Raw genomic sequence first — 22288 nt, 5'->3', positions numbered from 1 at the left:
CCTGCATCCACACGAAATGAAAGGCACCACCTCCATGCCCTCTCGGGATCTCTCCACCCAGCTTCTCGTCGTCGGCGGGGGAGTTGGCGGCGTCGCCGCAGCGCTCACCTCCGCCCGACTCGGCGTCCGGGTGGTCCTGACCGAGCCGACGGACTGGCTCGGCGGACAGCTCTCCAGCCAGGGCGTCCCGCCGGACGAGCACGAGTGGATCGACACGTTGCAGATCTCGCCGAGCTATTCGGAACTGCGGGAACGGATCAGGGACCACTATCGACGCAACTATCCCCTGACGACTTCCGCGAAAGACGACCCGCTTCTCAACCCGGGCCTCGGGTTCGTGTCGCGCCTGTGCCACGAACCGCGGGTCGCCGCGCTTGCGATCGAGGAGCTGCTGTCGCCGCTCATCGCGAGCGGACTGGTGACCGTGCTGAAAGAGGTGGAGCCGATCGCGGTCTCCCGCCACGATGCCCGGATCGAAGCGGTCCGGTTCCGCGACCTGCGTACCGGGGACGAGTTCGCCGTGCACGCCGGGTTCGTGGCGGACGCCACCGAACTGGGCGACCTCCTCGAGCTCGGCGGCGTGGACTACGTCATCGGTGCCGAGTCGTCCGCCCAGACGGGCGAGCTGCACGCCCCCGACATCGCGAACCCCTTCGACCAGCAGGCGGTCACGTGGTGCGCGGCGCTCGAGTGCCGTCCGGGAGAGGACCACACCATCGAACGTCCGGCCGGCTACGACCACTGGAAGACCACGGTGGCCCCGTTCTGGCCCGGGTCGCAGCTGTCGTGGGACGACATCGAGCCGATCACGCTCGATCGCCGCACCCGTCCGATCTTCGAGACCGACCCCGCAGACGCGGAGCGGAGCGGCGCCCGCGATCTCTGGCACTACCGCAGGATCGTCGCCCGCTCGAACCTCGCGCCCGGCTGGCCGGGCGGCGAGGTGACCCTCCTGAATTGGCCGCAGGCCGACTACTGGGAGCGGCCGTTCGTCGGTGTGTCAGCCGCCGAGGCCGCGCTCGCTGCAGAGGGTGCCCGCGATCTCACCCTCAGCTTCGTGCACTGGATGCAGACCGAGGCGCCGCGCTTCGGAGGAGGGACGGGCTACCCGGAGCTGCGGCTGCGCGGCGACGTGATGGGCACCACCGACGGACTGGCCAAGGCCGTCTACGTCCGGGAGTCTCGCCGCATCCGGGCTCTGTCCACGGTGACCGAAGCGCACATCGGCCGGGATATGCGACCCGCGGGCGCAGGGTCGGAGATCTTCGCCGACAGCGTGGGAATCGGGTACTACCGCATCGACCTGCACCCCAGCACCGCAGGGAGGACGTACGTCGACATCGACTGCTACCCCTTCCAGATCCCGCTCGGTGCCCTGATTCCGGCGGCCATGGACAACCTCCTCGCGTCCAACAAGAACATCGGCACCACCCACATCACCAACGGGGCGTACAGACTCCACCCCGTCGAGTGGTCGATCGGCGAGGCCGTGGGTGCGCTGGTCACGTACTGCCTCCGCAACCGGACGGTGCCGGGCGCCGTCCACGCCGACCCGGAGCGGGTCGCCGACTACCAGCGGCTGCTCGGCGACACCCTCGGGATCGCTCTCGCCTGGAGCGACGAGATCCGTACCACCGGCTCGGCATCCGAGGCGGTGCCGATCGTGAGGGCGTCATGAGCGGTTCGGCGTCGCGCGCCGCCTGGCCGACCGACGGGCTCAGCTTCGGCGGCGACTACAACCCCGAGCAGTGGCCGCGCGAGGTGTGGCTCGAAGACGTCGCGCTGATGAGGGAGGCCCGGGTGAACCTCGTCACCCTCGGCGTCTTCTCCTGGGGGCTGCTCGAGGTCGACGACGGCGTGTTCGAATGGGAGTGGCTCGACACGATCATCGACCTGCTCCACGCGAACGGCATCGCCGTCGACCTCGCCACGCCCACAGCCTCGCCCCCGCAGTGGCTGCTCGAGCAGCATCCCGAGATCCTCGTGGTGGATGAGGACGGGAACCGCCGTCCTCCCGGATCCCGGCAGGGCTGGTGTGCGAGCTCACCCGCCTTCGCTGCGCACGCCGACCGCATCGTCGACGCGATCGCGCGTCGCTACGGCGATCACCCCGCGGTGGCGATGTGGCACGTCGGCAACGAGCTGGGCGGCAACAACGCCCGCTGCTACTGCGATGCGTCCGCCGCCGCCTTCCAGACCTGGCTCGCGCTGAAGTACGACTCCATCCAGGCCCTGAACGACGCCTGGGGCACCGCCGTGTGGGGGCAGACTTACCGCCGCTTCGAGCAGGTCCAGCCGCCGCGCGGGAGCGGCCTGGTCAAGAACCCCTCGCTCGTCCTCGACTTCGACCTCTTCTCGTCGGAGGCTCTGCACCGGTACTTCCTGCGCGAGCGGGACGTCCTCGTGCGGGCCGGCGTCGGTCAGCCGGTGACGACGAACCTCATGGTCAACGCACGCGCAGGGGTCGTCGACCACGCCGCCTGGGCGCCGTCGCTGGACATCGTCGCGAACGACCACTACACGCGCCAGGGCGATCCCCGCCGTGCCCAGGACATCGCGTTCTCCGGCGACCGGGTGCGGGGCCTGGCCGGCCGGGAGCGCCCGTGGCTGCTGATGGAGCACGCCGCCGGAGCCGTCAGCTGGGAGACCGTCAACCTCGCGAAACAGCCAGGCGAGCTGATCCGGCACAGTCTCGGGCACATCGCCCGCGGTTCGGACGGAGCCCTGTTCTTCCAGTGGCGGGCCTCGGCGGCCGGGCCGGAGCAGTTCCATTCGGCGATGCTCCCGCATGCAGGAACAGCCTCGGCGACCTGGCGTGACATCGTCGTCCTCGGACAGCACCTCCATGACCTCCGCCCCGTGAGCGGCACGCTCCTGGAGGCGGCCCGGGTCGCCATCCTGTTCGACGACAAGGCCGGCTGGGCGTACGAGGCAGGGCCGAAACCCACGGGCGCGATCACGTACGGCGACGCCGCCCGCACCTGGCACGATGCGTTCTGGCAGCGCAACATCCGCGTCGACGTCGTCCCTCCGTCGGCGCAGCTCGACACCTACGACCTCGTGATCGTCCCCGGCCTCTACGCCGTGTCCGACGAGGACGCAGAACGCATCGCCGCTGTCGCGCGCCGCGGCGGCACCGTGGTGGTGACGGCGTTGTCCGGCATCGTCGATCCGATCAACCGGGTGCGTCTGGGCGGCTACCCCGGCGCCTTCCGCGAACTGCTCGGCGTCCACGTCGACGAGTTCTTCCCGCTGCTCCCCGGCGACTCCGTCGCGCTCAGTGCCGGCGGGCACGGGACGCTCTGGGCGGAACGCGTGACCGTCACCGCAGCAGAGGTGCACTCCCGCTACGCGGCCGGGCCCCTGGAAGGTCTGCCCGCGGTCACCTGCGCCAGCGACACCGCGTGGTACGTCTCCACCGAGCTGGACGAGGCCGCGCTCGGCAGGCTGGTCGACCAGCTGTGCGCCGCCCGCGGCCTGGTGCCCCCCGCCGCCTCCCCGGCCGGAGTGGAGATCGTGCGCAGACGTTCCCCCGACCGCGAGTTCCTGTTCGTGCTCAACCACACCGGCGCGCCGGTCTGGGTCGACGTGGAGGGCATCGATCTGCTCATACAGACCGCGGTCACTCCCTCGACTCCGCTGGCAGCGGGCGGCGTCCGCGTCGTCGCGCGAGAGGGGTGACGGATCGGCGTGCCCCGCTTCGACCTGAGTCCCGCAGAGCTCCGCGAGTACCGCCCGGCCATCGCCGAGCCGGCGGACTTCGACGCGTTCTGGCAGCGCACCCTCGACGAGGCGCGCTCCGCCGCGCGACCGCCCCTGCTCACGCGCACGGAGTCCTCCCTCACGCTGGTGGAGGTGTACGACGTGACCTTCAGCGGGTTCGGCGGCGACCCCATCCGCGCCTGGATCCTCGCTCCGGCGGGCGCCGCCGGACCGCTGCCGGCGGTCGTCGAGTACGTCGGCTACGGGGGCGGCCGCTCGCTCCCGCACGAACGCCTCGCCTGGGTGAACGCCGGTTACGTCTGGGCAGTCATGGACACGCGCGGACAGGGCAGCGCGTGGGGAGCGGGCGGCGCCACCCCCGATCCGCACGGTGCCGGCCCCTCGGCTCCCGGCTTCGTCACGCGCGGGATCCAGAACCCGGACGACTACTACTACCGGCGGGTGTTCACGGATGCCGTGCTCCTGATCGACGCCCTCCGCTCGCTCGACCTCGTCGACCCCCTCCGGGTGGCCGTCACCGGCACCAGCCAGGGCGGCGGGATCGCCATCGCCTCCGCGGGGCTCAGCGACGAGCTGGTCGCCGTGATGCCCGACGTGCCCTTCCTGTGCCACTTCGAACGAGCTGTCGGAATGACCGCCAGCATCCCCTATGGCGAGATCGTCACGTACCTCGCCGTCCACCACGACCAGACCGAGCGGGTCTTCTCCACGCTGTCGTACTTCGACGGCGCGAACTTCGCCACCCGCATCACCGCGCCCGCCCTGTACTCGGTGGGGCTGATGGATCAGACCTGCCCGCCCTCCACCGTCTACGCCGCCGCGAACCGCCACCCGAACGGCGCCGACGTCGTCGACTATCCGTTCAACCAGCACGAAGGCGGGCGCGCTGCCCACTGGCCCGTTCAGGCCGCCTGGCTTCGGCACCGCCTGGAACGCCTCGAAGGAGAAATCCGCTCATGACCACCTCGACGAACCTGCTCAGCACCGAGCCCGCACGAGAGCAGCGGAGCTTCCGCACGGAGACGAAGGACGCGGAGCTGGTCGTCGTCGGCGGCGGCATCGCCGGCACCTGCGCGGCGATCACCGCCGCCAGGGAGGGAGCGCGCGTCGTCCTGGTGCAGGATCGGCCGGTGCTGGGCGGGAACGCCTCGAGCGAGGTGCGGCTGTGGGTGCTGGGCGCGACGGCGCACATGTTCAACAACAACCGCTGGTCCCGCGAAGGCGGCGTGATCGACGAGATCCTCGTGGAGAACCTGTACCGCAACCCCGAAGGCAATGCGGTCGTCTTCGACACCGTCCTGCTGGAGAAGGCGGTTTCCGAGCCGAACCTCACGCTCCTCCTGAACACCGCGGCGATCGCCGTGTCGAAAGACGGGAAAAGCATCCGCTCCGTGACCGCGTTCTGCAGTCAGAACTCGACGATGTACGAGCTGTCCGCACCGGTCTTCTGCGATGCGTCCGGCGACGGTGTGCTCGGCTTCCTCGCGGGGGCGGCGTACCGCATGGGCGCCGAGGCGAAGGAGGAGTTCGGCGAGCAGTTCGCGCCGGACGAGTCGTTCGGACGGTTGCTCGGCCAGTCCATCTATTTCTACAGCAAGGACGTGGGCACGCCCGTCCGCTACGTTCCGCCGAGCTTCGCGCTGGACGACATCACCCGGATCCCGCGCTGGCGCAGCTTCGACACGAGCATCCAGGGGTGCCGGTTGTGGTGGATCGAGTACGGCGGCCGCCTGGACACCGTCCACGACACCGAGGAGATCAAGTGGGAGCTCTGGAGGGTGGTCTACGGGGTCTGGAACCACCTGAAGAACTCGGGCGAGTTCCCCGAGGCGGAGACGCTCACGCTGGAGTGGGCCGGCGTGATCCCCGGGAAGCGCGAAAGCCGCCGTTTCGAGGGCCTCTACATGCTTCGTCAGCAGGACGTGGTCGAGCAGCGCCCGCACGATGACGCCATCGCCTCCGGCGGGTGGTCCATCGACCTGCACCCGGCGGACGGCGTCTACAGCGAACGCGACGGAAGCAGCCACCTGCACCCGCGCGGGGTCTATGGGATCCCGTATCGCTGCCTGGTCAGCCGTGACGTTCCCAACCTGCTGCTCGCGGGCCGGCTCATCAGCGTGTCGCACGTCGCCTTCGGCTCGACCCGGGTGATGGCCACGGCAGGCCAGGTCGGGCAGGCGGCCGGGATGGCGGCGGCGCTGTGCGCGCAGGACGGCGTGCTCCCGGCGGAGCTGCTCGAGCCATCGCGCCTGCGGTTGCTGCAGCGGAGGCTGTTGCGCACCGGTCAGCACATCCCCGGGATGGCGTTGGACGACCCGGAGGACCTGATCGGGCGCGCGACCCTGACCGCATCGAGCGAGCTCGCTGTGGCAACACTGCCCGACGACGGACCGGTCGTGCCCCTCGACCACTCGCGCGCACAGCTGCTGCCCGTCGGTGCCGGACCTGTCCCCACGGTGAGCCTGCTCGTGGACGTCTCGGCGTCCACGACGCTCGAGGTCGAGATCCGCACCGGGAACCGCCCCGACGACTACACACCCGACGTCGTGCTCGCCACGAAGACGTTCGAGCTCGAGCCGGGCGAGAGACAGCGGATCGAGGTGGCGGTCGACGCGGCGATCGACGAACCGCGCTTCGTCTTCGTGGCGCTCCTGCAGAACGAGCACGTCTCGGTCCGGACTTCCACCCGGCGGGTGACCGGCCTCCTCTCCGTCCGGCACACGTCCACGCAGGAGGCTGATCCCTCACTCGGCCGGCCCCGCGTCGAGTTCTGGACGCCCGAGCGACGTCCCGGCGGTCACAACCTCGCCGTCACCCTCGACCGACCGCTCCTGGCCTGGCCCGCCGCGGCGGTGCGCAACGGCCACGCCCGCCCCACCGCACAGCCCAACGCCTGGGTCGCGGCGGAGGACGACACGCGTCCGGTTCTCACCGCACGCTGGGAGCGGCCGCAGCGGATCGGACGGGTCGAGCTCGGCTTCGACACGGACTTCGACCACGCCATGGAGTCGGTGCTGTGGGACCACGCGGAGGCCGCGGTGCCGTTCTGCGTCCGCCACTACGTCGTCCGCGCCGGCGGCACGGTGGTCGCCGAGCGCACCGACAACCACCAGACGCGGAACACGATCGTGCTGGACCATCCGCTGGATGTCGACGAGCTCTCGATCGAGATCGTCGCCGCGAACGGCGACGCATCGGCGGCCGTGTTCGAGCTGCGTTGCTACCCCGCCTGACCTGACCAGGCACCCCCGAGTACGAGCACCATCCAACGGTTCAAGGAGGAACTAATGAGAACACGTGAGCTGTTTCCGGCCGCAATCGCGGCGATCGCCGTGCTTGCCGGTCTCGTGGCCGCGCCGACACCGGCGCAGGCGGTCGGCACGACCTACTACGTCGACGCGGCGGCCGGCGCCGACACGAACGCGGGAACGTCCGCGTCCGCACCCTGGAAGTCGCTGGCCAAGGTGAACGCGACGGCGTTGGGGCCGGGCACGCAGGTCCTGCTCAAAGCGGGGAGCACCTGGACCAACCAGTACCTGGACCTCACCGGTTCCGGCTCCGCCGGCGACCCGATCGTGGTCGGCCGGTACGGCACGGGAGCCAAGCCGGTCATCGACTTCGGGAACACCGCGGTCGGCGGCGAGGGATTCGGGGTGCGGATCACCAATGGATCGCACTGGACGATCAGCGATCTCGAGATCACCAGCGGACAGTTCAGCACGTCGATGAGGCGCAACGGCATCCTGGTGCTGGGCGCCGGAGCGGGAGGCGGCGCGTTCTCGGACATCCGCATCCTCGACAACGACATCCACGACGTCTTCGGCAACGACCGGCGCACCGGGGGCATCAACTTCCACGCCAGGCGCCTGGCGTCCGGGGACCCCGAGAGCACCTGGGACGACGTGCTCATCCAGGGAAACACCGTCGACAACGTCGCGGACACCGGCATCCAGACCATGACCGACGCCTTCGTCTCCGGGTCCACCTGGACGCACACCCACGACGCGTTCACGAACCTTGTGATCCGCCGCAACACCGTGACGCGGATCCACCGCGACGGAATCCTCGTCCGGGCAGGAGTGAACCCGCTCGTCGAATACAACACGACCGACCGGATCGGCAAGTACACCGATGCGAACACCGCGGTCGTCACGTACCTGCCCGCCGTGGATGTGGTGGCTGCGCAGTGGGCGTACTACACCTCCGGAGCCGTGTTCCAGTACAACGAGGCATCGCGCACGCGCCGTATCGGCGGCGACGGCCAGCCCTGGGACTTCGACGTGGAGGTGCGCAACAGCGTCTATCAGTACAACTACAGCCATGACAACGAGGGCGGCACGCTGCTGATGATGAACAACACCTCGAACAACGTCTTCCGCTACAACATCTCTCAGAACGACCTCGACCAGCAGGGCGCCTTCAGCATTCCGTTCGGGGGCGGCAGCCTCGCCGTCTACAACAACGTGGTCTACCGGTCGCAGGGGCAGACCGGCCTGCTCACCACGTCCAACTCGGCCGGCGTCGCGACGTACGCCGACAACATCTTCATCAACCAGGCCTCTGGCACCTACGCGGTCGGCGGTGGTGCGTCCTACGCGAACAACACGTTCTACGGCACCAACTCGTCGGCGGCGCCGCACACCGGCAAGCTCACCACCGACCCGCAGCTCGCCGCCCCGGGAGGTGCGACGTCGATCGCGGATGCGGCGGCCGCCTACGCTCCGAGTGCCGGTTCGCCCTCCATCGATTCGGGAGCGCCGATCGCGTCCAACGGCGGCCTCGACTTCGCCGGGCGTCAGCTCTATCAGGGCGCGGGGCCCGACCGCGGCGCGGTGGAGGGCGGCGTCGCCGCCGTCCTCTCCAGTGCCACCTTCGAGGACGGCGCCCTGGACGGTTGGACTCCCGTGAGCGGGTCGTGGAGCGTCGGAGGATGGCCGAGCGCGCTTCGGCAGGGCTCGGTGACCGGCGAGGCGGTGGCGACCACCGGGTCCGCCGCGTGGACCGATTACACCGTTACCGCGCGGCTCGCGGTGACGACACCGGCGGGCAACGCGGGCATCCTGGTGCGGTACCAGGACGCCGGCAACTACCTGATGCTGCGCCTCAACCTCACCACCTCGGCAGTCGAGCTCTACACGAAGGTGGCCGGAACGCTCACGCTGGTCGCGTCCCAGCCGGCCGCCGTCCCGACGGGCCAGATCGTCTCGCTGCGCGCCGACGTCCGCGGGGCCGCGGTGGACGGCTGGCTGAACGGCACGAAGCTGATCAGCTGGACGAACCCGGCATCGCAACCGGCGTCCGGCGCGGTCGGTGTGCGGACGGCGTCCTCGGCGGCGCTGGTCGACGAGGTCGTGGTGCGGGGGTAGGGGGACGTAGGTGTGTGGCCACGCCGAGCGGCAGCATCGCTGCCGAGGAGTCTCCAATCGAGCTAGTGCAGGAGCTGTACGGTGATGTCGTCGATCGCCAGCCTTCCGCCTCCTTGGAGTCCGAAGATCAAGAAGTAGTCCCCGTAGGCGCCGAGTGTGTAGTCGAACGTGCGCTGGGTCTTCATGCCCATCGTCTCTGGTTCGTCGAACCACTGTTAGGGCAGCACAAGGTTCGTCAGAGCGAAGGGGCCGAGACGGTTTGCTCCGAACTGCGACACATTGATGCTTGCAAACTAAGTTGAGCGCCCTATACATTGTTCCCGCAAGCACGGTGCCGAGGGGCGGCACCTTTGGCTGAGACACCCGATCAGGGCTCCTCTTCCACCGAGAACGCGCTTGCCCCGAACTCGGAGGGGGGTGAGTTCAATGGTCCGCGCTTACGAGAAGCCCGAGATCGCCACCGTCGGCGATTTCGCACGCGACACCGCGTTCACGCACTACGGCAACTGGATCGACGTCCTCGGCTGGTGGTTCTGATCAGAATCGACCTTTCTCGGCCGGGCGGTGCCCGGCCCTTCACCAGAACACCCTGAACGAAGGACTGAAATGGCTCATAAACGCACAATCGCCCTGGTCAGTGCGGCGGCCCTGCTACTCGCGGGAGGCGGCCTCACGGCAGCGCCCGCGATGGCCGCCACTGACTCGTCGCATGCCTCGCACGCGACCGCGTCGGCACGCGCATACAGCGACACCGATGCTGTCGAATTCCTCGCACTCGGCTCCGGGCGGATTGAGGCCGATCACCCGGGCCTCATCCACTCGCTCGGCTACGACGCCCCGGAGAAGAGACACACCGCTGCGCAGGTCGCACAGCTCCTGTCGAAAGTCACGGCGATCGATCCCGCATTCCATGATCACGTCACGGTTCCGCTTCAGAGCGGCAACCCGCTGAAGGTGGAGCGTGCGATCGACGCGTACAACCGCACCATCCTCACGCTCGCCAAGAGCACGGGGTCCACGCCGGACACCGGTGTGCACACGGACTGCGTCGTGCTCGGCGTGGTCTTCGTGGTCGGTGCCGCCGTGGTGGCGGGCGCCGCGCTGGTTGTGGTGGTCGTCTCGACGACCAACGTGACCTACGTGCACAACACCCCCCGCGCAGCCGGGGCGAGCGCACCCACCGATCTGACGAAGCAGCAGGCTGCAGCGTCGATCGCGTCGGCGCTCTGATGAGCCGTGGGACCGGGAGCGGAGACTCCCGGTCCCACGCGCCGCAGGAGGGGGGGTAACAGTGGAACAAGCGTGGCGATGGATCCGCAGGCATGCCGCGTCGATCGCATTCTCGACGACTGGGGCAGTGCTGGGCGGAGCACTGCTCGTTTCGGTGCTCCTCTCCATACCGCCGACGGTTGTGACAGCGGATGTCTCCAACGCGGTGCGCCAGGGGTACGGGACCTTCATCCAGCAGGGCTGGAACTTCTTCACCAAGGACCCGCAGTCGGCGCAGCTCGGCGTGTATCAGATTGAAGGCAACGAATCGCTGACGGACATCGTGGCCACGCCTCAGACGAAGGCGCAGAACTTCTGGGGTCTGTCGCGCGCCCAGCGCGCCCAAGGCCCGGAACTCGCCTTCCTCGCTGCCGGCGTCGCCGAGTCCGACTGGATCGACTGCACCGACCAGACGAGCGCGTGCATCTCGACCGCCCACCGCGCCCTGGCCATCAGCAACCAGAGCCCGGTGCCGACAGTGTGCGGCGAGGTCGTGATCACGCAGCAGCACCAGTCGCCGTGGAGCTATCGCGGGTTCTCTGACGTGCCCACCTATCTCGTCGACAAGTACGTGCTGCTCGACGTCCACTGCGCGAACGGAGGCGGGAGCACCCATGCGGCTGAATGACTACGTCCAACGGTTCGACCCGCAACAGCTCGGAATCGGCGTCGGCCGCTCGGTCATCGCCATCGGTCAGGCGACGTACCTCCTCTTCACGACGCCTCAGGCATTGCTCGTTCCCGTGATCGGTCAGCAGCCCGCACCATACTGCGACGGCGTGAAGGCGATCTCGCTGTACTGCGTCCCAGCGCTCTCGGGGAATCCCGCACTGGCGCACTGGCTCATGTTCGCTCTCCTGATCCTCGTAGCGAGCGGGTTCTTGCCCGGACCATCCGGGATGGTACACGCGTGGGTGTCCTTCTCGCTCAGCGTGAGCATCGCCCTACCGGACGGCGGCGACATCGCCGCGCGGATCGTGACGCTGCTGCTCATCCCGTACTGCCTCACCGACCGCCGGCTCTGGGCCTGGCGCCACGAGGCCCCGCTCGGCCCGATCCGTCAGGGCATCGCCTTCGCGACCATCTGGGCGGTCCGCCTCCAAGCGGCGATCATCTACATCGACTCCGGCATCGCGAAAGTGGCCAGCGACAAGTGGCTGACCGGAACCGCGGAGTACTACGTGCTCCGGGACTCGACATTCGGCGCCTCCGGCGTCGTGCGGAGCATCGGCCTGTTCTTCACCTCCTCGCCGGTCATCGTGGCCCTCGCGACGTGGGGTGCGATGGCCCTCGAGATATCGATCGGCGTGCTGATCATGGTCGGCCGCGACCGCGGGCGCTCTGTCGCACTCGTCCTCTCGATCCTCCTGCATGTCGGCATCATCGTGACGATCGGGCTGTGGAGCTTCGGCCTCGTCATGATCGGCCTCGTGATCATCGCCACGGTCCGTTCGGGCACCCCGACCCGCCGCGAAACCGATCCGCCTCCCGACTCTCCGGGCGCCGTCGACGACGACGTCACGGAGCTTGAAGCCTCCTCGTCGTGAGGAGCTCCGTCAAGGTTAGGGAGGAGGTGAGACCATGAGCGCCGCTTACGAGACCCCGCAGATCATCAGTGTCGGGACATTCGCCAAGGACACCGCGTTCACGTCGAAGGGTTACTGGACCGACGTGCTCGGCTGGTGGTTCTGATCTAGAAGAGCTCGAGGTGGGGCGCACGGGCTAGGCAGGCCGGCGCCCCACCGCGACCCGACGAAGGGAACGACTTCGATGAGGTTCATCGTGCTGCCGGACCATGCCGGCGCGTTGCCGCTCGACCAGACGGCGCTGTCGCCGGTGGCCGAGCGGATCCTGCATCCTTCAGGGCGACCGCACATCGTGGGCGACTGGCTCCCGGAGGAATTCCTGACGGTCACCACGGGCGACCGTCGCCTCAGCCTGATCGGGACGTTCGGCGCGGATTCCGGTCAGCTCCGCGCCGTCCTTGAGCGGGCGGCTCAGCCGGACGCTCTGCACGGGATCCATGCGACGATCAGCGGCTCCTACTTCGTCGTGTACTCCGATTCCTCGGAGACGCGGATCTGGGGTTCGTTGTCCAGTTTCCGCCGCGTCTCCTATTCGACGGGCGAGCGGGCCTTGGGCGCGTCCAACAGCATCGGACTGCTTCGCGAGCTGGTGACCGCTCCGCTCCGTGAGGACGCCCTCGCCCTGTCACTTCTGGTGCCGCGTCCGCCGTGGCCGCTGTCAGAGCCGTCGTACTGGCACGGCCTCGAGAATCTACTGCCGACCGAATACCTCTCGTTCCCGGCCTCACGTCACCGCGCCGAACGCGGCGAACGCTGGCGCTTCCCGACCGAGCGCCTGCCCCTCGATGTCGTCGCCCCGCTCCTCAAGGAAGCCTTGCATGCCGCCGTCGCCGCGCGCGCCCGCTCCGCGGACGGACGCGTCAGCTCCGATCTCTCCGGAGGGATGGACTCCACCTCTCTCGCGTTCTTCACGAAGCAGCACGTCGAGACATTGGTCGCGACGCATCTGACGGTCGACGACGCACTGAACGAGGATGTCCGCTGGGCGAGGCAGGCCGGCGCCCTCATGGGCTCCGACCTGATCGAACTCGCCCCCGGGTCTCTGGACCACTGGTTCGCGACCTGGGACAGCGCGACACCTGAGTTCGCCGACGAGCCGTCGCCGTCCATCCGAACCGAGGGCATGCACCGTGCGATGGCTACAGTGCTCCGCCGCGAGGGCAGCCGACTGCACATCGCGGGCTCCGGCGGCGACGAGCTGTACTATCCGGACGAATCAATCCTTCCCGGCCTCATGCGCGAGGAGCCGGCGACTGCCATCCCCGCGGCGATGGGGATGGCCTCGGTGCATCGCTGGCCCCGCGCTCGCACCGTCCGGCAAGCGCTGGTCCGGCGCTCGCACACGCGGTGGGTCCGCGACCGAGTCGCGCACGTTCACCTGCCAGAGCCTCCGCGTCCTTCGGCAGGATGGGATGTCCCGTTCTCACTCTCGCCGTGGGCCACACCCTTGGCTTCCCTCCAGGTGCACGGGCTGCTCGAGGGAATCGACGTGTCCGCGCTCCCGCGCGCCCTCGCCGAGGCGGATGCGGTGTCTTTCGCGATGATCGGACGCAACGGGCAGATCCACCGCGCACTGGATGCGGAGTTTCGCGCTGAGGGGGTGAGGTACGAGGCGCCCTTCCTCGATGACAGGATCGTCGAACTGTCGCTCAGCGTCCGGCTGAGCGATCGTCTCAACACGACCTCGTTCAAACCTGTCCTCGCCGCTGCGTCGCGTGGCGTCGTTCCGGATGAATTGCTCGGACGGAAGTCCAAAGGCGACTACGTCTCACTCATCTACGACGGCTACAACCGGGTCCGCAGGGACATCGCCGCTGATGTCGACCACTCGCCCCTTGTGACGCGCGGACTCGTGCGCGGAGACGCCGTCACCGATTTCCTCACCCGGATACAACCCGACGCGTCGCGGTTCTATCCCTTCGAATTCCACCTCGCCGCGGATCGCTGGTTGCGAGCAGCGACCGCGCAAAGCCTCCTGGAGAGACCATGACAGACGCAGAGACCACGACCGACCGTATCCGGGCGGGGGTCGTCTTCCGCCGCACACCCGACGGCGGGATCGTCCTCGACAAGCGCTCCGGCGCCTACAGCCAGGTGAACTCCTCCGCGGCGGATGTCATCGAGGGCCTGATCGACGGCCTCACTCGGGACGAGATCGCCCATGCGATCACCGGTCGATACGAAGCGGCCGACCTCGCGATCGTCCGATCGGACGTCGACGCCCTCGTCGCGCAGCTCCGCGAGGTAGGGATCGTCGCACGGTGAGCGACGCACTGATCGGGATGAGCGCAACGGCCCCGGTACCGGCCCGCTCGCGCATCCTGGCATCGCTGATCGTGCCGTTCGCTTTCGGGCTCGCGCGCTTGCGCCCCGCCCACCTCGAGGGCCTGCTCGCGCGACTCGCGCGCCGCTCTCACCCCGCAAGTCGCGAGCTCGTGGAGCACTCGCTCGACGCCGTGGTCACGGTGAGCTCTCGCTGCGCGGGACGCTACTGTCTGCAGCGATCGCTCGCGGTGGCACTGGTCTGCCGGTTGCACGGTGCGTGGCCGGACTGGTGTGCGGGCGCCGCGACGAATCCGTTCCGCGCCCACGCCTGGGTGGAGGTGGACGGCGTGCCGGTACGTGAGCCGTCCGGGCTGGCAGCCGGCTTCGTCACGACGATGCGGGTTCCCGCCGGCCTGGCCCGGGCTGTGTGAGCTGCTCGGCATACCAGTCGGCGATCGTGTCGCTAACGGTCGCCGGGAGGGCGACGCCACCCGCTGCGTGCCAGATCTTCGTGACGTTCAGCCAGTTGTCGACGGCCACCATCGCGATCTGACGCGGGCTCACACCGAGCGGGGCAGCTTGGGAGATCGCCCGCTCGACGGCGACCGTCGTCCGAAGCGCGGGCATCCCCAGTCGTGCAAGAACCGGTGCAACCAGGGAGCGGACGGGCACGGGTGCCGGAGCGGCTGCGTGGTAAACGCCCGCGGGATGTTCGGCGAGCGCCAGCCTCGCCACCAGACGCCCGAGCTCCAGGCGTTCGATCGTCGACACGCGCGCATCGCCATCGCCGATCCATCCACCGACGAACATCATCAGCCGGATGAGGGGGCCCAGGAACCATCGATCGCCTGTGCCGAAAACGAGGTTCGGGCGCACCACTGTGCCGCCGGCGTCGAGAACGATCCTCTCGGCTTCGTACCGGCTACGACTGAGTGTCGAGACGGGACGCGCCACTGCCTGTTCCTCCGTCTCACCGTGCAGCGACTGACCGCCGTAGACGCCGGTAGTGCTCAGGTAGATCAGCCGTCCCGCCCCGACCGCCTGCGCGGCAGCCACCATGTTCCTCGTCCCCTCGACATTCACCTCGCGCTGCAGTACCGGATCCACGCCGACGTGAGCGGCGGCATGGATGATGATGCGCGCGCCGCGCATCGCCTGCGCCAGCTCGCCCGCGTGCGCCAGGTCGGCCGGGGCCTTGCTCCCAGGCAGCGGCGAAGAGGGCTCCCTCCGTCCCGGCCGCACGTGCCGGACCATGTCGACTCTGTGTTCGCCCAGCGCCCGGGCGATCGCCGAGCCGATGAATCCGTCCGCCCCCGTGAGGAAGACTTTCCCGCCCGTCATCTCGGCTGCTCCTGAGCGCTGACGGTACGATGGTCGTCCCCCGTCGCGAGGAGTGTCCCCCGATGCCTGCACGCCAGCCACAACAGCCTCGCGGCTATGCCCGCCGCCTGGCGGTCCTCGAAGGAGCGGCCAGGGTCTTCGACCGGGTCGGCTTCGCCCAGGCGTCGCTCTCCGACATCTCGCGGGAGTCCGGCTCCACTTCCGGCTCGATGTATTTCTACTTTCCCTCCAAGGACGACCTTGCGCTCGCGATCATCGCTGAACAAAACGCCCGCACATTCGACGCCATCCCGCCGGAGGCTATCGACGAGCGTCCCCTCGAAGCACTGATCGAAGGGTCGCGGGCGATCGCGGCGCACATCCTGACGGACCCGGTGGTGCGCGCCGGGATGCGCCTGTCGCTGGAGGAGGGGACGCTCTCGGCGCCCACCGCCGGCTATTACGAGGAGTGGATCGGGTCGGTGAGCGCCCTCTTCGCCCGCGCGGACGAGAATGGGACTCTGAATTCCGCGTTCACACCCCAGGAGCTGGGCCGGACGCTCGTCCCCTACTTCTCGGGCGTGCATCTCGTCGCGAACGTGCTCAACGGCCGGCAGGACCTTTACTCCGTCCTCGACGTGATGTGGCGGGTGATCATCACCGCTTCGGTTGTCCCCGAGCACCAGCCGCGGCTCCTCTCCGTCGTCGAATCCGTGTTCCGGGTGCCTCAGCCGACCACCCGCGGCTGAGTCGTTGCGACCTCGTACGCCAGGGATGCGGCGATCCGGGTGCCGAACAGATCATCGACGAGGATATCGACGCACTGGAGTCGCCGGCCGTTTCGCTCGATCGTGAGTTCCTTGGTCACGCGGATGGTGGCGTGGCAGAACGATGGCGACTCCGCCGACCGGGAGGACAACTGCACGGCCGCCCTCCGCATCCACAGGTTGCCGGTTGACGCGCGGTCAACTCCTGCCCGGGAGTACAGCAGGACTTCGGCCATCTGGCCGGCGAGGACCAGTGGGTCGACGAACCGGGCCGCATACTCGCCGACGGGATGTTCGCCTGCAGTGTCCGCGCGTGCCGAAGCCCAATGGTCGAAGCTCGCAGACGACCTGTGGGAAGGCTGAGCGACCAGCTCCGACACATAGTCCGTTGCGTGCGCGTGATCCCCGGTGAAAGCCAGGTGCGAGGGTGCCGGGCCGTGCGCCTGCACGCCGACGCGCGGGCCGGACGTCGCCCACGTCCCGATCGTCACCGAGAGGGTGCCGATCCTGCTGGTGAAGGTCGGCCCGTCCTGGGTTTCGACGGCGGAGTCGCCCACTGCCCGTCGGAGGGAGAGCGGCACGGCGTGGAGCTCCGTCATCGCCTTCGCCCCCGCCCTCACCTCGATAGACCGGGCGAGTGAGCGCGTCCCGTCGTTGGCTTCGGCGTCGAGCATGTGCGAGAGGACGAGGGCGAGGGTCACCCCGTCGATGGTGCTCAGGTGCGCTCGCGACTGACGCCCGTCTTTGACGGACCAGTCCACCGGATAGCCGACGGAGCCCACCGCCGAAAGAGCGCTCCGTCCTGGGTGGATGCCGATTCGATCGATCCCGTAGGCCACCTTGCGATATCCGCTCCCGAAGTACCGAGACGACGCAGGTCCCAAGTAGCGGTCGAAACCACGGTCCGTGCTGGTGCCGGCCTCCTGGGCAGGCAGCGTGAGCGTGCGCATCAGCGGGCCGTCGCCGTGCGCTGTTTGAGGGCGCGAGCGCGTGCGTGGGCGGGGATGAGCGTCAGGACAAGCCACACGAAGATCCAGGCGACGCTCACCACGATCACGATCGCACCCGCCTCGGGCGCGCCGATCAAGCCGACCACCAGCGCCACGACCGCCCCGAAGATCGCGCCGATGCCCGCGATGAACAGGAAAGGGGCGATCGCCCGGTTCACCGTCACCCACACGTCGTCGTCGCTCAGCGTGAACCGCGTGCGGTAGCCCAGGATGTGATTCCGGCGCAGCGTGCCCCGCTTGCTTGCAGAGGCCCACCATAGCACCAGTGCGCTCACCACGATGATGAGCAGCGACCCCACGACGACCCCGACCATGACTACCCCCTTCCGTCCCACGCGGCTGCGATCCGGACGGGACCAAACTACGATTCACCCCGTGCCGAAAACACCAACCCGAGGTTGATTCTCCGTGGGTCGCGTCAGGAGTCTCGTGTCAGCCCAAGCCGATGAGCCAGGATGACCGCCTGGACGCGATCGCGCAGGCCGAGCTTGCTGAACAGCCGGTTCACGTGGCTCTTGACCGTCGCCGGAGAAAGGTGGTGGTGGGCGGCGATCTCCGTGTTGGTCATCCCCTCCGCGATCGAGAGGAGGACGTCGTACTCTCGCGGACTCAGCGACTCCAGCTCAGACGGACGCGGCGCCCGCACGGGACGACCGAGCTCGCCGGCCGTGTAGTGCTCGATCAGCTTCCGGGTGATCCGCGGTTCGACGACCGCGTCACCGCCGGCGACCGTCCGCACGGCGGCCAGCAACTCATCGGGGCCGGTGCTTTTAAGGAGGAAGGCCGACGCGCCCGCATCCAGCGCGCCGAACGCGTAGCGGTCAAGATCGAACGAGGTCATGACGATCACACTCGTACCGGGAGAGCCGCGCGTGATCTGCGCCGTCGCCTCGATTCCGCTCATCCTGGGCATCCGGACATCCATCAGGACGACATCCGGTCGCAGTTCGAGGGCCAGCGACACCGCTGACGGTCCGTCAGCCGCCTCACCGGCCACCTCGATGTCGTCCGCGCTGCGCAACACGAGCGAGTGCCCGAATCGGGCCAGCTGCTGGTCGTCCACGATCAGGACGCGGATGATCCTCGGATCAGCCATGTCCACCGCCTGCTGCGTTCCCGACCGGGAGGACCGCCCACGTCTCCCAGCCTCCTCCGTCCCTGCGGCCCGCGCCGGAGGTGCCGGACAGGGCGTTGGCACGCTCCCGGATGCCCAGAAGGCCGCTCCCCGTGCCGCGCGACGGCGTGGCGCGTCCGTCACCGTCGTCGACGACGCGGATCACGACGTCGTCGCCGGTACGCTCGATCGAGACTTCCACAAGGGTCGGCTCGGCCGCGTACCGGAGCGCGTTGGTCAGCGCCTCCCGGACGATCCGATGGACCGCGTTGCAGAGCAGCGCATCGTCGGGGAGCGCGGGACCACGGCGGACGAGCCGGACAGGCAGACCAGCATCGCGGAAGAGTTCGATGAGATGCTCGAGTGGTGGCGCGGCCACTCCCGAATCGTCGAGCGTCTCGTCCAGCGACCGGTCGGCTTCCCGGAGCATCCTGAGCGTGCGCTGCAGGTCGAGAAGGGCGGACTGGCCGACCTCTGCCACGCGCCGCACCGCGACCGCTGACTCCTCGGGGTGCTTCTCCCAGCTCGCGGCAGCACCATTCGCCAGCGCGATCATGACGGTCAGCGAGTGTCCCACCACGTCGTGCATCTCGCCGGTGATGCGGTTGCGCTCGAGAACGGTCGCGTTGTCGATCCGCTGGTTGAGCAGTGCGGCCAGATCGGAGCGGTGCACCGCCGCGGCCCGCACGATGAGCCCGGCGACCAGGGCGACTACGAGCAGGGGCTCCACCACATTCGCCCCAAGAGTGATCGGATTCGGCGCAATCGGTGCCGTGTTCGCCGGCAGTCCGAGCAGGTGCTTCCCGGTTGTGATCACGATCGGAACGACGACGGCCATCCCGTAGCCGAGCAGGGCACGCAAGGGCGGAGTTTCGACGGCCGCAGTGTAAACAGCGAGCGCGAGGGGCACGACCAGATACGACGGAGCGGGTGCGACGGTGAGCGCCGCGACGACCGCCACGACGACGAGTGGGTGCCCGCGGCGCCAGAACAGCGCGCCGCCCGCGAGTGCGAGGGCGGCGAGTGTGGCAGGCCATCCCGGGGAGGCGAGTACGGCCGCAGCCACGATGGGCACCCCGGCGAACAGGACGGCGAGGCATGCGTCGACCGTACGACGGTGCCCGGCAAGCAGGCGGCGCGCTGCCGGCCACCGGTCGTTCAGGTCCGCCGCGGTGATGCGCGAGGTCATGTCCGCCCCTCCCTGCGTCCACGTCTGCGGCTCTTCCCCGAGCCTGATCCCCATTCTTCCGTGATCGGCGCTGGGAGGCATAGTCAGGTCAGGCGTCGCGGAATCTGTACACGAGGGCGGCTCCGGCGAGACCGAGCACGGCCCATCCACAGAGGACCGCCATCCCGGCCAGGTGACTGAGGCCGGCCGGATTCGCGAACGTGGAGATGAGAACCCGCCCTGCAATGGTGGGGAAGAATCCGGCAGCGCGGTCGAGGGCGGCGACTCCGGTCGATCCGAGCATCGCCGGGACGATCGTGAACAGTGCGAGAGGGATGAGGATGCCCACGACGGCGTTCTTCACCAGGACTCCTATGGAGAGCGTCACGATGGAGATCGCCGCGAGGTAGAGTCCTGCCGCGAGTGCGAACGCCACCCCTTGGCCGAGGCTCGAATCGTATTCGACCGTGCTACCGACGAGGAGCGCGGCGGGAAGTGCCTGCGCGGATCCAGCGCCCACGACACCGATGAGGAAGGCCACAACACCGATGACGATCGCCTTCGCCACCGGCACCGGGGCGCGGGCCGGAACCGCCAGGAGCGTCACGCGGATCTGCCTGCTGGAGTACTCCGAGGTGGCGAACAGGACGGCGACGACCACAAGCAAGAGCTGAAGCCACAAGATGGAGTCCAGAAAGGTATACGCGGTGACCACGGCGCTGCGCCGACCGAGATCGCTGTCGGTCGCGCGCTGGGCCAGCGCGCTCGACGACAGCGACGCGCTCGCCGGCGCCCAGACCGTGCACACGGCCACGAGGACGATGTTCGAGCGGATCGTCCAGAACTTGAGCCACTCCGATGAGATCAGTCCCGTCGACCGCGACAACGCGTTCGTCCGCGCTGCTGTCATCTCCGCCACCTCGCGCTCCTCACGCATCCCGGCGCACCAGCGTGACCGCTGCCAGAACCAGCGCCGCCACCGCCCAGCAGAACGAGACCCCGAGTCCCTCCCAGGGGCCGACGGACTTAGCGCCTCCTTCACCTTGCAACACGGCCAGCCCGGCGGCGCTCGGGAGCCAGACCGCCAGGTTCTGCAGCCAGGCCACCGGGACGACGGCGAGGGCGAACGGTGCGAATCCGAGCAGTGCCAGCACCGCCACCACGGAGCCGGTGACGGACCGGACCAGGCCGCCGATCCCGAGGGCGAGCATGCCGATGGCGGCGAGCTCGAGTCCCGTTCCGATCACGAGGCGCGCCGCTAGACGCGGCGGCAGATCGAACGACGCATCTGCGCCCAGCGCGAGCGGGACGATCGACAGGGTCACGAGCGCTCCTGCCGCTCCGATCACGAAGACCGCCGCTACGAGGACGAACGCCTTGGCCACCACCAGCTGGAGACGTCCGGGTACCGCTAGCACGCTAGGACGGATGCCTCCGTAGAGGAATTCGGAGGCGAAATAGACCGCGCCGACGACGGCGACGAGCAGCTGTACACCCTGCACGGACACGAGGGCGTCGCCCGTGCCGAAGGGGCGCGCCGCGCCTTCGCCGGACAGTGCCCGCGACAAAGCCGCCGCAGGCCCGAAGCCGGCGAGGGCGACAAACGCAACGCCGAGGCAGATCGGATTCGATGGGATGGTCAGGAACTTGATCCATTCCGCGATCACGACGCGCCCGAGAGTGACGCGGCCCCCGCGCACGCGCCCGAGGGAAGAGACGTCCGCGATCATGCCTCTGTAGGTCCCGGCCGGTCGGGCATCCCGTACTCAACAGCGTCGCGGGTCAACATGTTGTACGCGTCCTCGAGCTGCGTGGTCGCATTGCGCAGCTCATAGAGGACGATCCCAGCAGAGGCGGCGCGTTCGGCCACCGCCTCTGCGCTGATCCCCTCCAACTCCGCCGTGCCCGCGGCGACGTTCGCGACAGTGACCCCTTCACCAGCCAGGAGCAGTGTCAGTTCGGGGAGGGACGGCGTGCGCACGTGCACGATCGGCCGCGGGCTGACCAGCTCGCTGAGCGGCTTGTCCGCGATGATCTGCCCCCGGCCGATCACCACGATGTGCTGGGCGATGAGCGATAGCTCGCCGAGAAGATGGGACGAGAGGAAGACCGTACCGCCGGAGGCGGCGAATCCCGCGAGCAGTCCACGCAACCAGGTCACCCCGTCGGGATCGAGCCCGTTCACCGGTTCATCCAGGATGAGCGTGTGGGGGTCTCCGAGAAGCGCGACCGCGATGCCAAGGCGCTGGGTCATCCCGAGCGAGAATCCGCCGACGCGCCGACGCGCGACGCTGCCAAGCCCGGCCAGCTCCATCACCTCGCCCACCCGTCGTCGTCCGATCCCGTGGGTCGCCGCGATCCAACGCAGATGGTCGACTGCCGTTCGGGCCTTGTGTGCGGACCCGCCGTCAAGCAGCGTGCCGACTTCCAGGAGTGGTGCCCTCAGTTTGCGATACGGCGTCCCATCGATCAACGCCCGTCCGGCCGTCGGACGATCGAGACCGACGATCGAGCGCAGGGTGGTCGATTTGCCCGCGCCGTTCGGACCGAGGAAACCAGTCACTATCCCCGGATGGACCTCGAATGAGACGTCTCGGATGGCGTACCGCCCGCCATACCTCTTGCTCAGCCCCTCGATCGAGATCGTCATGCGCACCCACCTCCGTCGTCGATTGCAGAATAGGGATCGGGAGTAGTGGA

23 protein-coding genes are annotated in these 22288 nt (G+C 68.7%); 14 read left to right on the top strand and 9 right to left on the bottom strand.

What is annotated here, in order from left to right; genetic code table 11:
• Window positions 1-34: 34 nt before the first annotated feature.
• The 5 genes from JNB50_RS11390 to JNB50_RS11370 are packed head-to-tail and all read left to right on the top strand — an operon-like array spanning window position 35 to window position 9089.
• A complete protein-coding gene (locus JNB50_RS11390; RefSeq protein ID WP_208040251.1) occupies window positions 35-1678 on the top strand; it encodes an FAD-dependent oxidoreductase in 1644 nt (547 codons plus the stop codon).
• On the top strand, window positions 1675-3681 hold the full coding sequence (locus JNB50_RS11385) for a beta-galactosidase (RefSeq protein ID WP_208040250.1): 2007 nt from the start codon (window positions 1675-1677) through the stop codon (window positions 3679-3681). Before JNB50_RS11390 ends, JNB50_RS11385 begins: the two co-directional genes overlap by 4 nt.
• Before the next feature lie 9 nt (window positions 3682-3690).
• Entirely contained in the window at window positions 3691-4683 is a 993-nt protein-coding gene (locus tag JNB50_RS11380; RefSeq protein WP_208040249.1) for an acetylxylan esterase, read from the top strand.
• Window positions 4680-6956 carry an FAD-dependent oxidoreductase gene (locus tag JNB50_RS11375; RefSeq protein WP_208040248.1) on the top strand — a complete coding sequence of 759 codons (2277 nt, stop codon included), beginning with the start codon at window positions 4680-4682 and terminating at the stop codon, window positions 6954-6956. The genes JNB50_RS11380 and JNB50_RS11375 overlap by 4 nt, the downstream gene beginning before the upstream one ends.
• 54 nt (window positions 6957-7010) lie before the next feature.
• Window positions 7011-9089, top strand: coding sequence for a family 16 glycoside hydrolase (locus JNB50_RS11370; RefSeq protein ID WP_208040247.1), 2079 nt, complete (start codon window positions 7011-7013; stop codon window positions 9087-9089).
• Window positions 9090-9151: 62 nt separating this feature from the next.
• Here the strand turns inward: JNB50_RS11370 and JNB50_RS25510 are convergent, their stop codons facing one another.
• The gene (locus tag JNB50_RS25510; RefSeq protein ID WP_279554310.1) at window positions 9152-9274 is read right to left on the bottom strand and encodes a hypothetical protein; all 123 of its coding nucleotides are present in this window, start codon (window positions 9272-9274) and stop codon (window positions 9152-9154) included.
• A 241-nt stretch (window positions 9275-9515) separates the two neighbouring features.
• On the opposite strand from JNB50_RS25510, the gene JNB50_RS11365 reads away from it, so the two are divergent.
• The 8 genes from JNB50_RS11365 (at window position 9516) to JNB50_RS11330 (ending at window position 14640) form a co-directional block, all read left to right on the top strand.
• Window positions 9516-9626: a lasso RiPP family leader peptide-containing protein gene (locus JNB50_RS11365; RefSeq protein ID WP_208040246.1), complete on the top strand. Its 111-nt coding sequence runs from the start codon at window positions 9516-9518 to the stop codon at window positions 9624-9626.
• A 69-nt stretch (window positions 9627-9695) separates the two neighbouring features.
• Window positions 9696-10319 carry a hypothetical protein gene (locus JNB50_RS11360; RefSeq protein ID WP_208040245.1) on the top strand — a complete coding sequence of 208 codons (624 nt, stop codon included), beginning with the start codon at window positions 9696-9698 and terminating at the stop codon, window positions 10317-10319.
• A 127-nt stretch (window positions 10320-10446) separates the two neighbouring features.
• A complete protein-coding gene (locus tag JNB50_RS11355) occupies window positions 10447-10986 on the top strand; it encodes an SdpA family antimicrobial peptide system protein (protein WP_208040244.1) in 540 nt (179 codons plus the stop codon).
• Window positions 10973-11905, top strand: coding sequence for a sporulation-delaying protein SdpB family protein (locus JNB50_RS11350; RefSeq protein ID WP_208040243.1), 933 nt, complete (start codon window positions 10973-10975; stop codon window positions 11903-11905). The genes JNB50_RS11355 and JNB50_RS11350 overlap by 14 nt, the downstream gene beginning before the upstream one ends.
• A 34-nt stretch (window positions 11906-11939) precedes the next feature.
• Window positions 11940-12050 carry a lasso RiPP family leader peptide-containing protein gene (locus tag JNB50_RS11345; RefSeq protein ID WP_208040242.1) on the top strand — a complete coding sequence of 37 codons (111 nt, stop codon included), beginning with the start codon at window positions 11940-11942 and terminating at the stop codon, window positions 12048-12050.
• Window positions 12051-12128: 78 nt separating this feature from the next.
• On the top strand, window positions 12129-13934 hold the full coding sequence (locus tag JNB50_RS11340; RefSeq protein ID WP_208040241.1) for an asparagine synthase-related protein: 1806 nt from the start codon (window positions 12129-12131) through the stop codon (window positions 13932-13934).
• On the top strand, window positions 13931-14209 hold the full coding sequence (locus JNB50_RS11335; protein WP_208040240.1) for a PqqD family protein: 279 nt from the start codon (window positions 13931-13933) through the stop codon (window positions 14207-14209). The genes JNB50_RS11340 and JNB50_RS11335 overlap by 4 nt, the downstream gene beginning before the upstream one ends.
• The gene (locus tag JNB50_RS11330) at window positions 14206-14640 is read left to right on the top strand and encodes a lasso peptide biosynthesis B2 protein (RefSeq protein ID WP_208040239.1); all 435 of its coding nucleotides are present in this window, start codon (window positions 14206-14208) and stop codon (window positions 14638-14640) included. Before JNB50_RS11335 ends, JNB50_RS11330 begins: the two co-directional genes overlap by 4 nt.
• Here the strand turns inward: JNB50_RS11330 and JNB50_RS11325 are convergent.
• Entirely contained in the window at window positions 14597-15550 is a 954-nt protein-coding gene (locus tag JNB50_RS11325; RefSeq protein ID WP_243768393.1) for an NAD(P)-dependent oxidoreductase, read from the bottom strand. The two genes, JNB50_RS11330 and JNB50_RS11325, sit on opposite strands and share 44 nt — an antisense overlap.
• Before the next feature lie 62 nt (window positions 15551-15612).
• Between JNB50_RS11325 and JNB50_RS11320 the strand changes: the two genes are divergently transcribed.
• Window positions 15613-16278 carry a ScbR family autoregulator-binding transcription factor gene (locus JNB50_RS11320; RefSeq protein ID WP_208040237.1) on the top strand — a complete coding sequence of 222 codons (666 nt, stop codon included), beginning with the start codon at window positions 15613-15615 and terminating at the stop codon, window positions 16276-16278.
• Here the strand turns inward: JNB50_RS11320 and JNB50_RS11315 are convergent.
• From JNB50_RS11315 to JNB50_RS11285, 7 genes are all read right to left on the bottom strand, one after another.
• Window positions 16257-17246, bottom strand: coding sequence for an AvrD family protein (locus tag JNB50_RS11315; RefSeq protein WP_208040236.1), 990 nt, complete (start codon window positions 17244-17246; stop codon window positions 16257-16259). The two genes, JNB50_RS11320 and JNB50_RS11315, sit on opposite strands and share 22 nt — an antisense overlap.
• Window positions 17246-17620, bottom strand: a complete 375-nt coding sequence (locus JNB50_RS11310; RefSeq protein WP_208040235.1) for an SdpI family protein — start codon at window positions 17618-17620, stop codon at window positions 17246-17248. The genes JNB50_RS11315 and JNB50_RS11310 overlap by 1 nt, the downstream gene beginning before the upstream one ends.
• 104 nt (window positions 17621-17724) lie before the next feature.
• On the bottom strand, window positions 17725-18402 hold the full coding sequence (locus JNB50_RS11305; protein ID WP_208040234.1) for a response regulator transcription factor: 678 nt from the start codon (window positions 18400-18402) through the stop codon (window positions 17725-17727).
• Window positions 18395-19609, bottom strand: a complete 1215-nt coding sequence (locus tag JNB50_RS11300; RefSeq protein WP_208040233.1) for a sensor histidine kinase — start codon at window positions 19607-19609, stop codon at window positions 18395-18397. Before JNB50_RS11300 ends, JNB50_RS11305 begins: the two co-directional genes overlap by 8 nt.
• 88 nt (window positions 19610-19697) lie before the next feature.
• The gene (locus tag JNB50_RS11295) at window positions 19698-20498 is read right to left on the bottom strand and encodes a hypothetical protein (RefSeq protein ID WP_208040232.1); all 801 of its coding nucleotides are present in this window, start codon (window positions 20496-20498) and stop codon (window positions 19698-19700) included.
• A 19-nt stretch (window positions 20499-20517) separates the two neighbouring features.
• Window positions 20518-21318, bottom strand: a complete 801-nt coding sequence (locus JNB50_RS11290; RefSeq protein WP_208040231.1) for a hypothetical protein — start codon at window positions 21316-21318, stop codon at window positions 20518-20520.
• Complete coding sequence (locus JNB50_RS11285; RefSeq protein WP_208040230.1) at window positions 21315-22238, bottom strand: ATP-binding cassette domain-containing protein; 924 nt, start codon at window positions 22236-22238, stop codon at window positions 21315-21317. Before JNB50_RS11285 ends, JNB50_RS11290 begins: the two co-directional genes overlap by 4 nt.
• Window positions 22239-22288: the final 50 nt, after the last annotated feature.

Origin of the sequence: Leifsonia sp. TF02-11 (genome assembly GCF_017565305.1) — a bacterium.
Classification (GTDB): Bacteria; Actinomycetota; Actinomycetes; order Actinomycetales; family Microbacteriaceae; genus Leifsonia.
The sequence above is the reverse complement of the archived record's forward strand: the minus strand, read 5'-3'. Positions and strand labels throughout refer to the sequence as shown.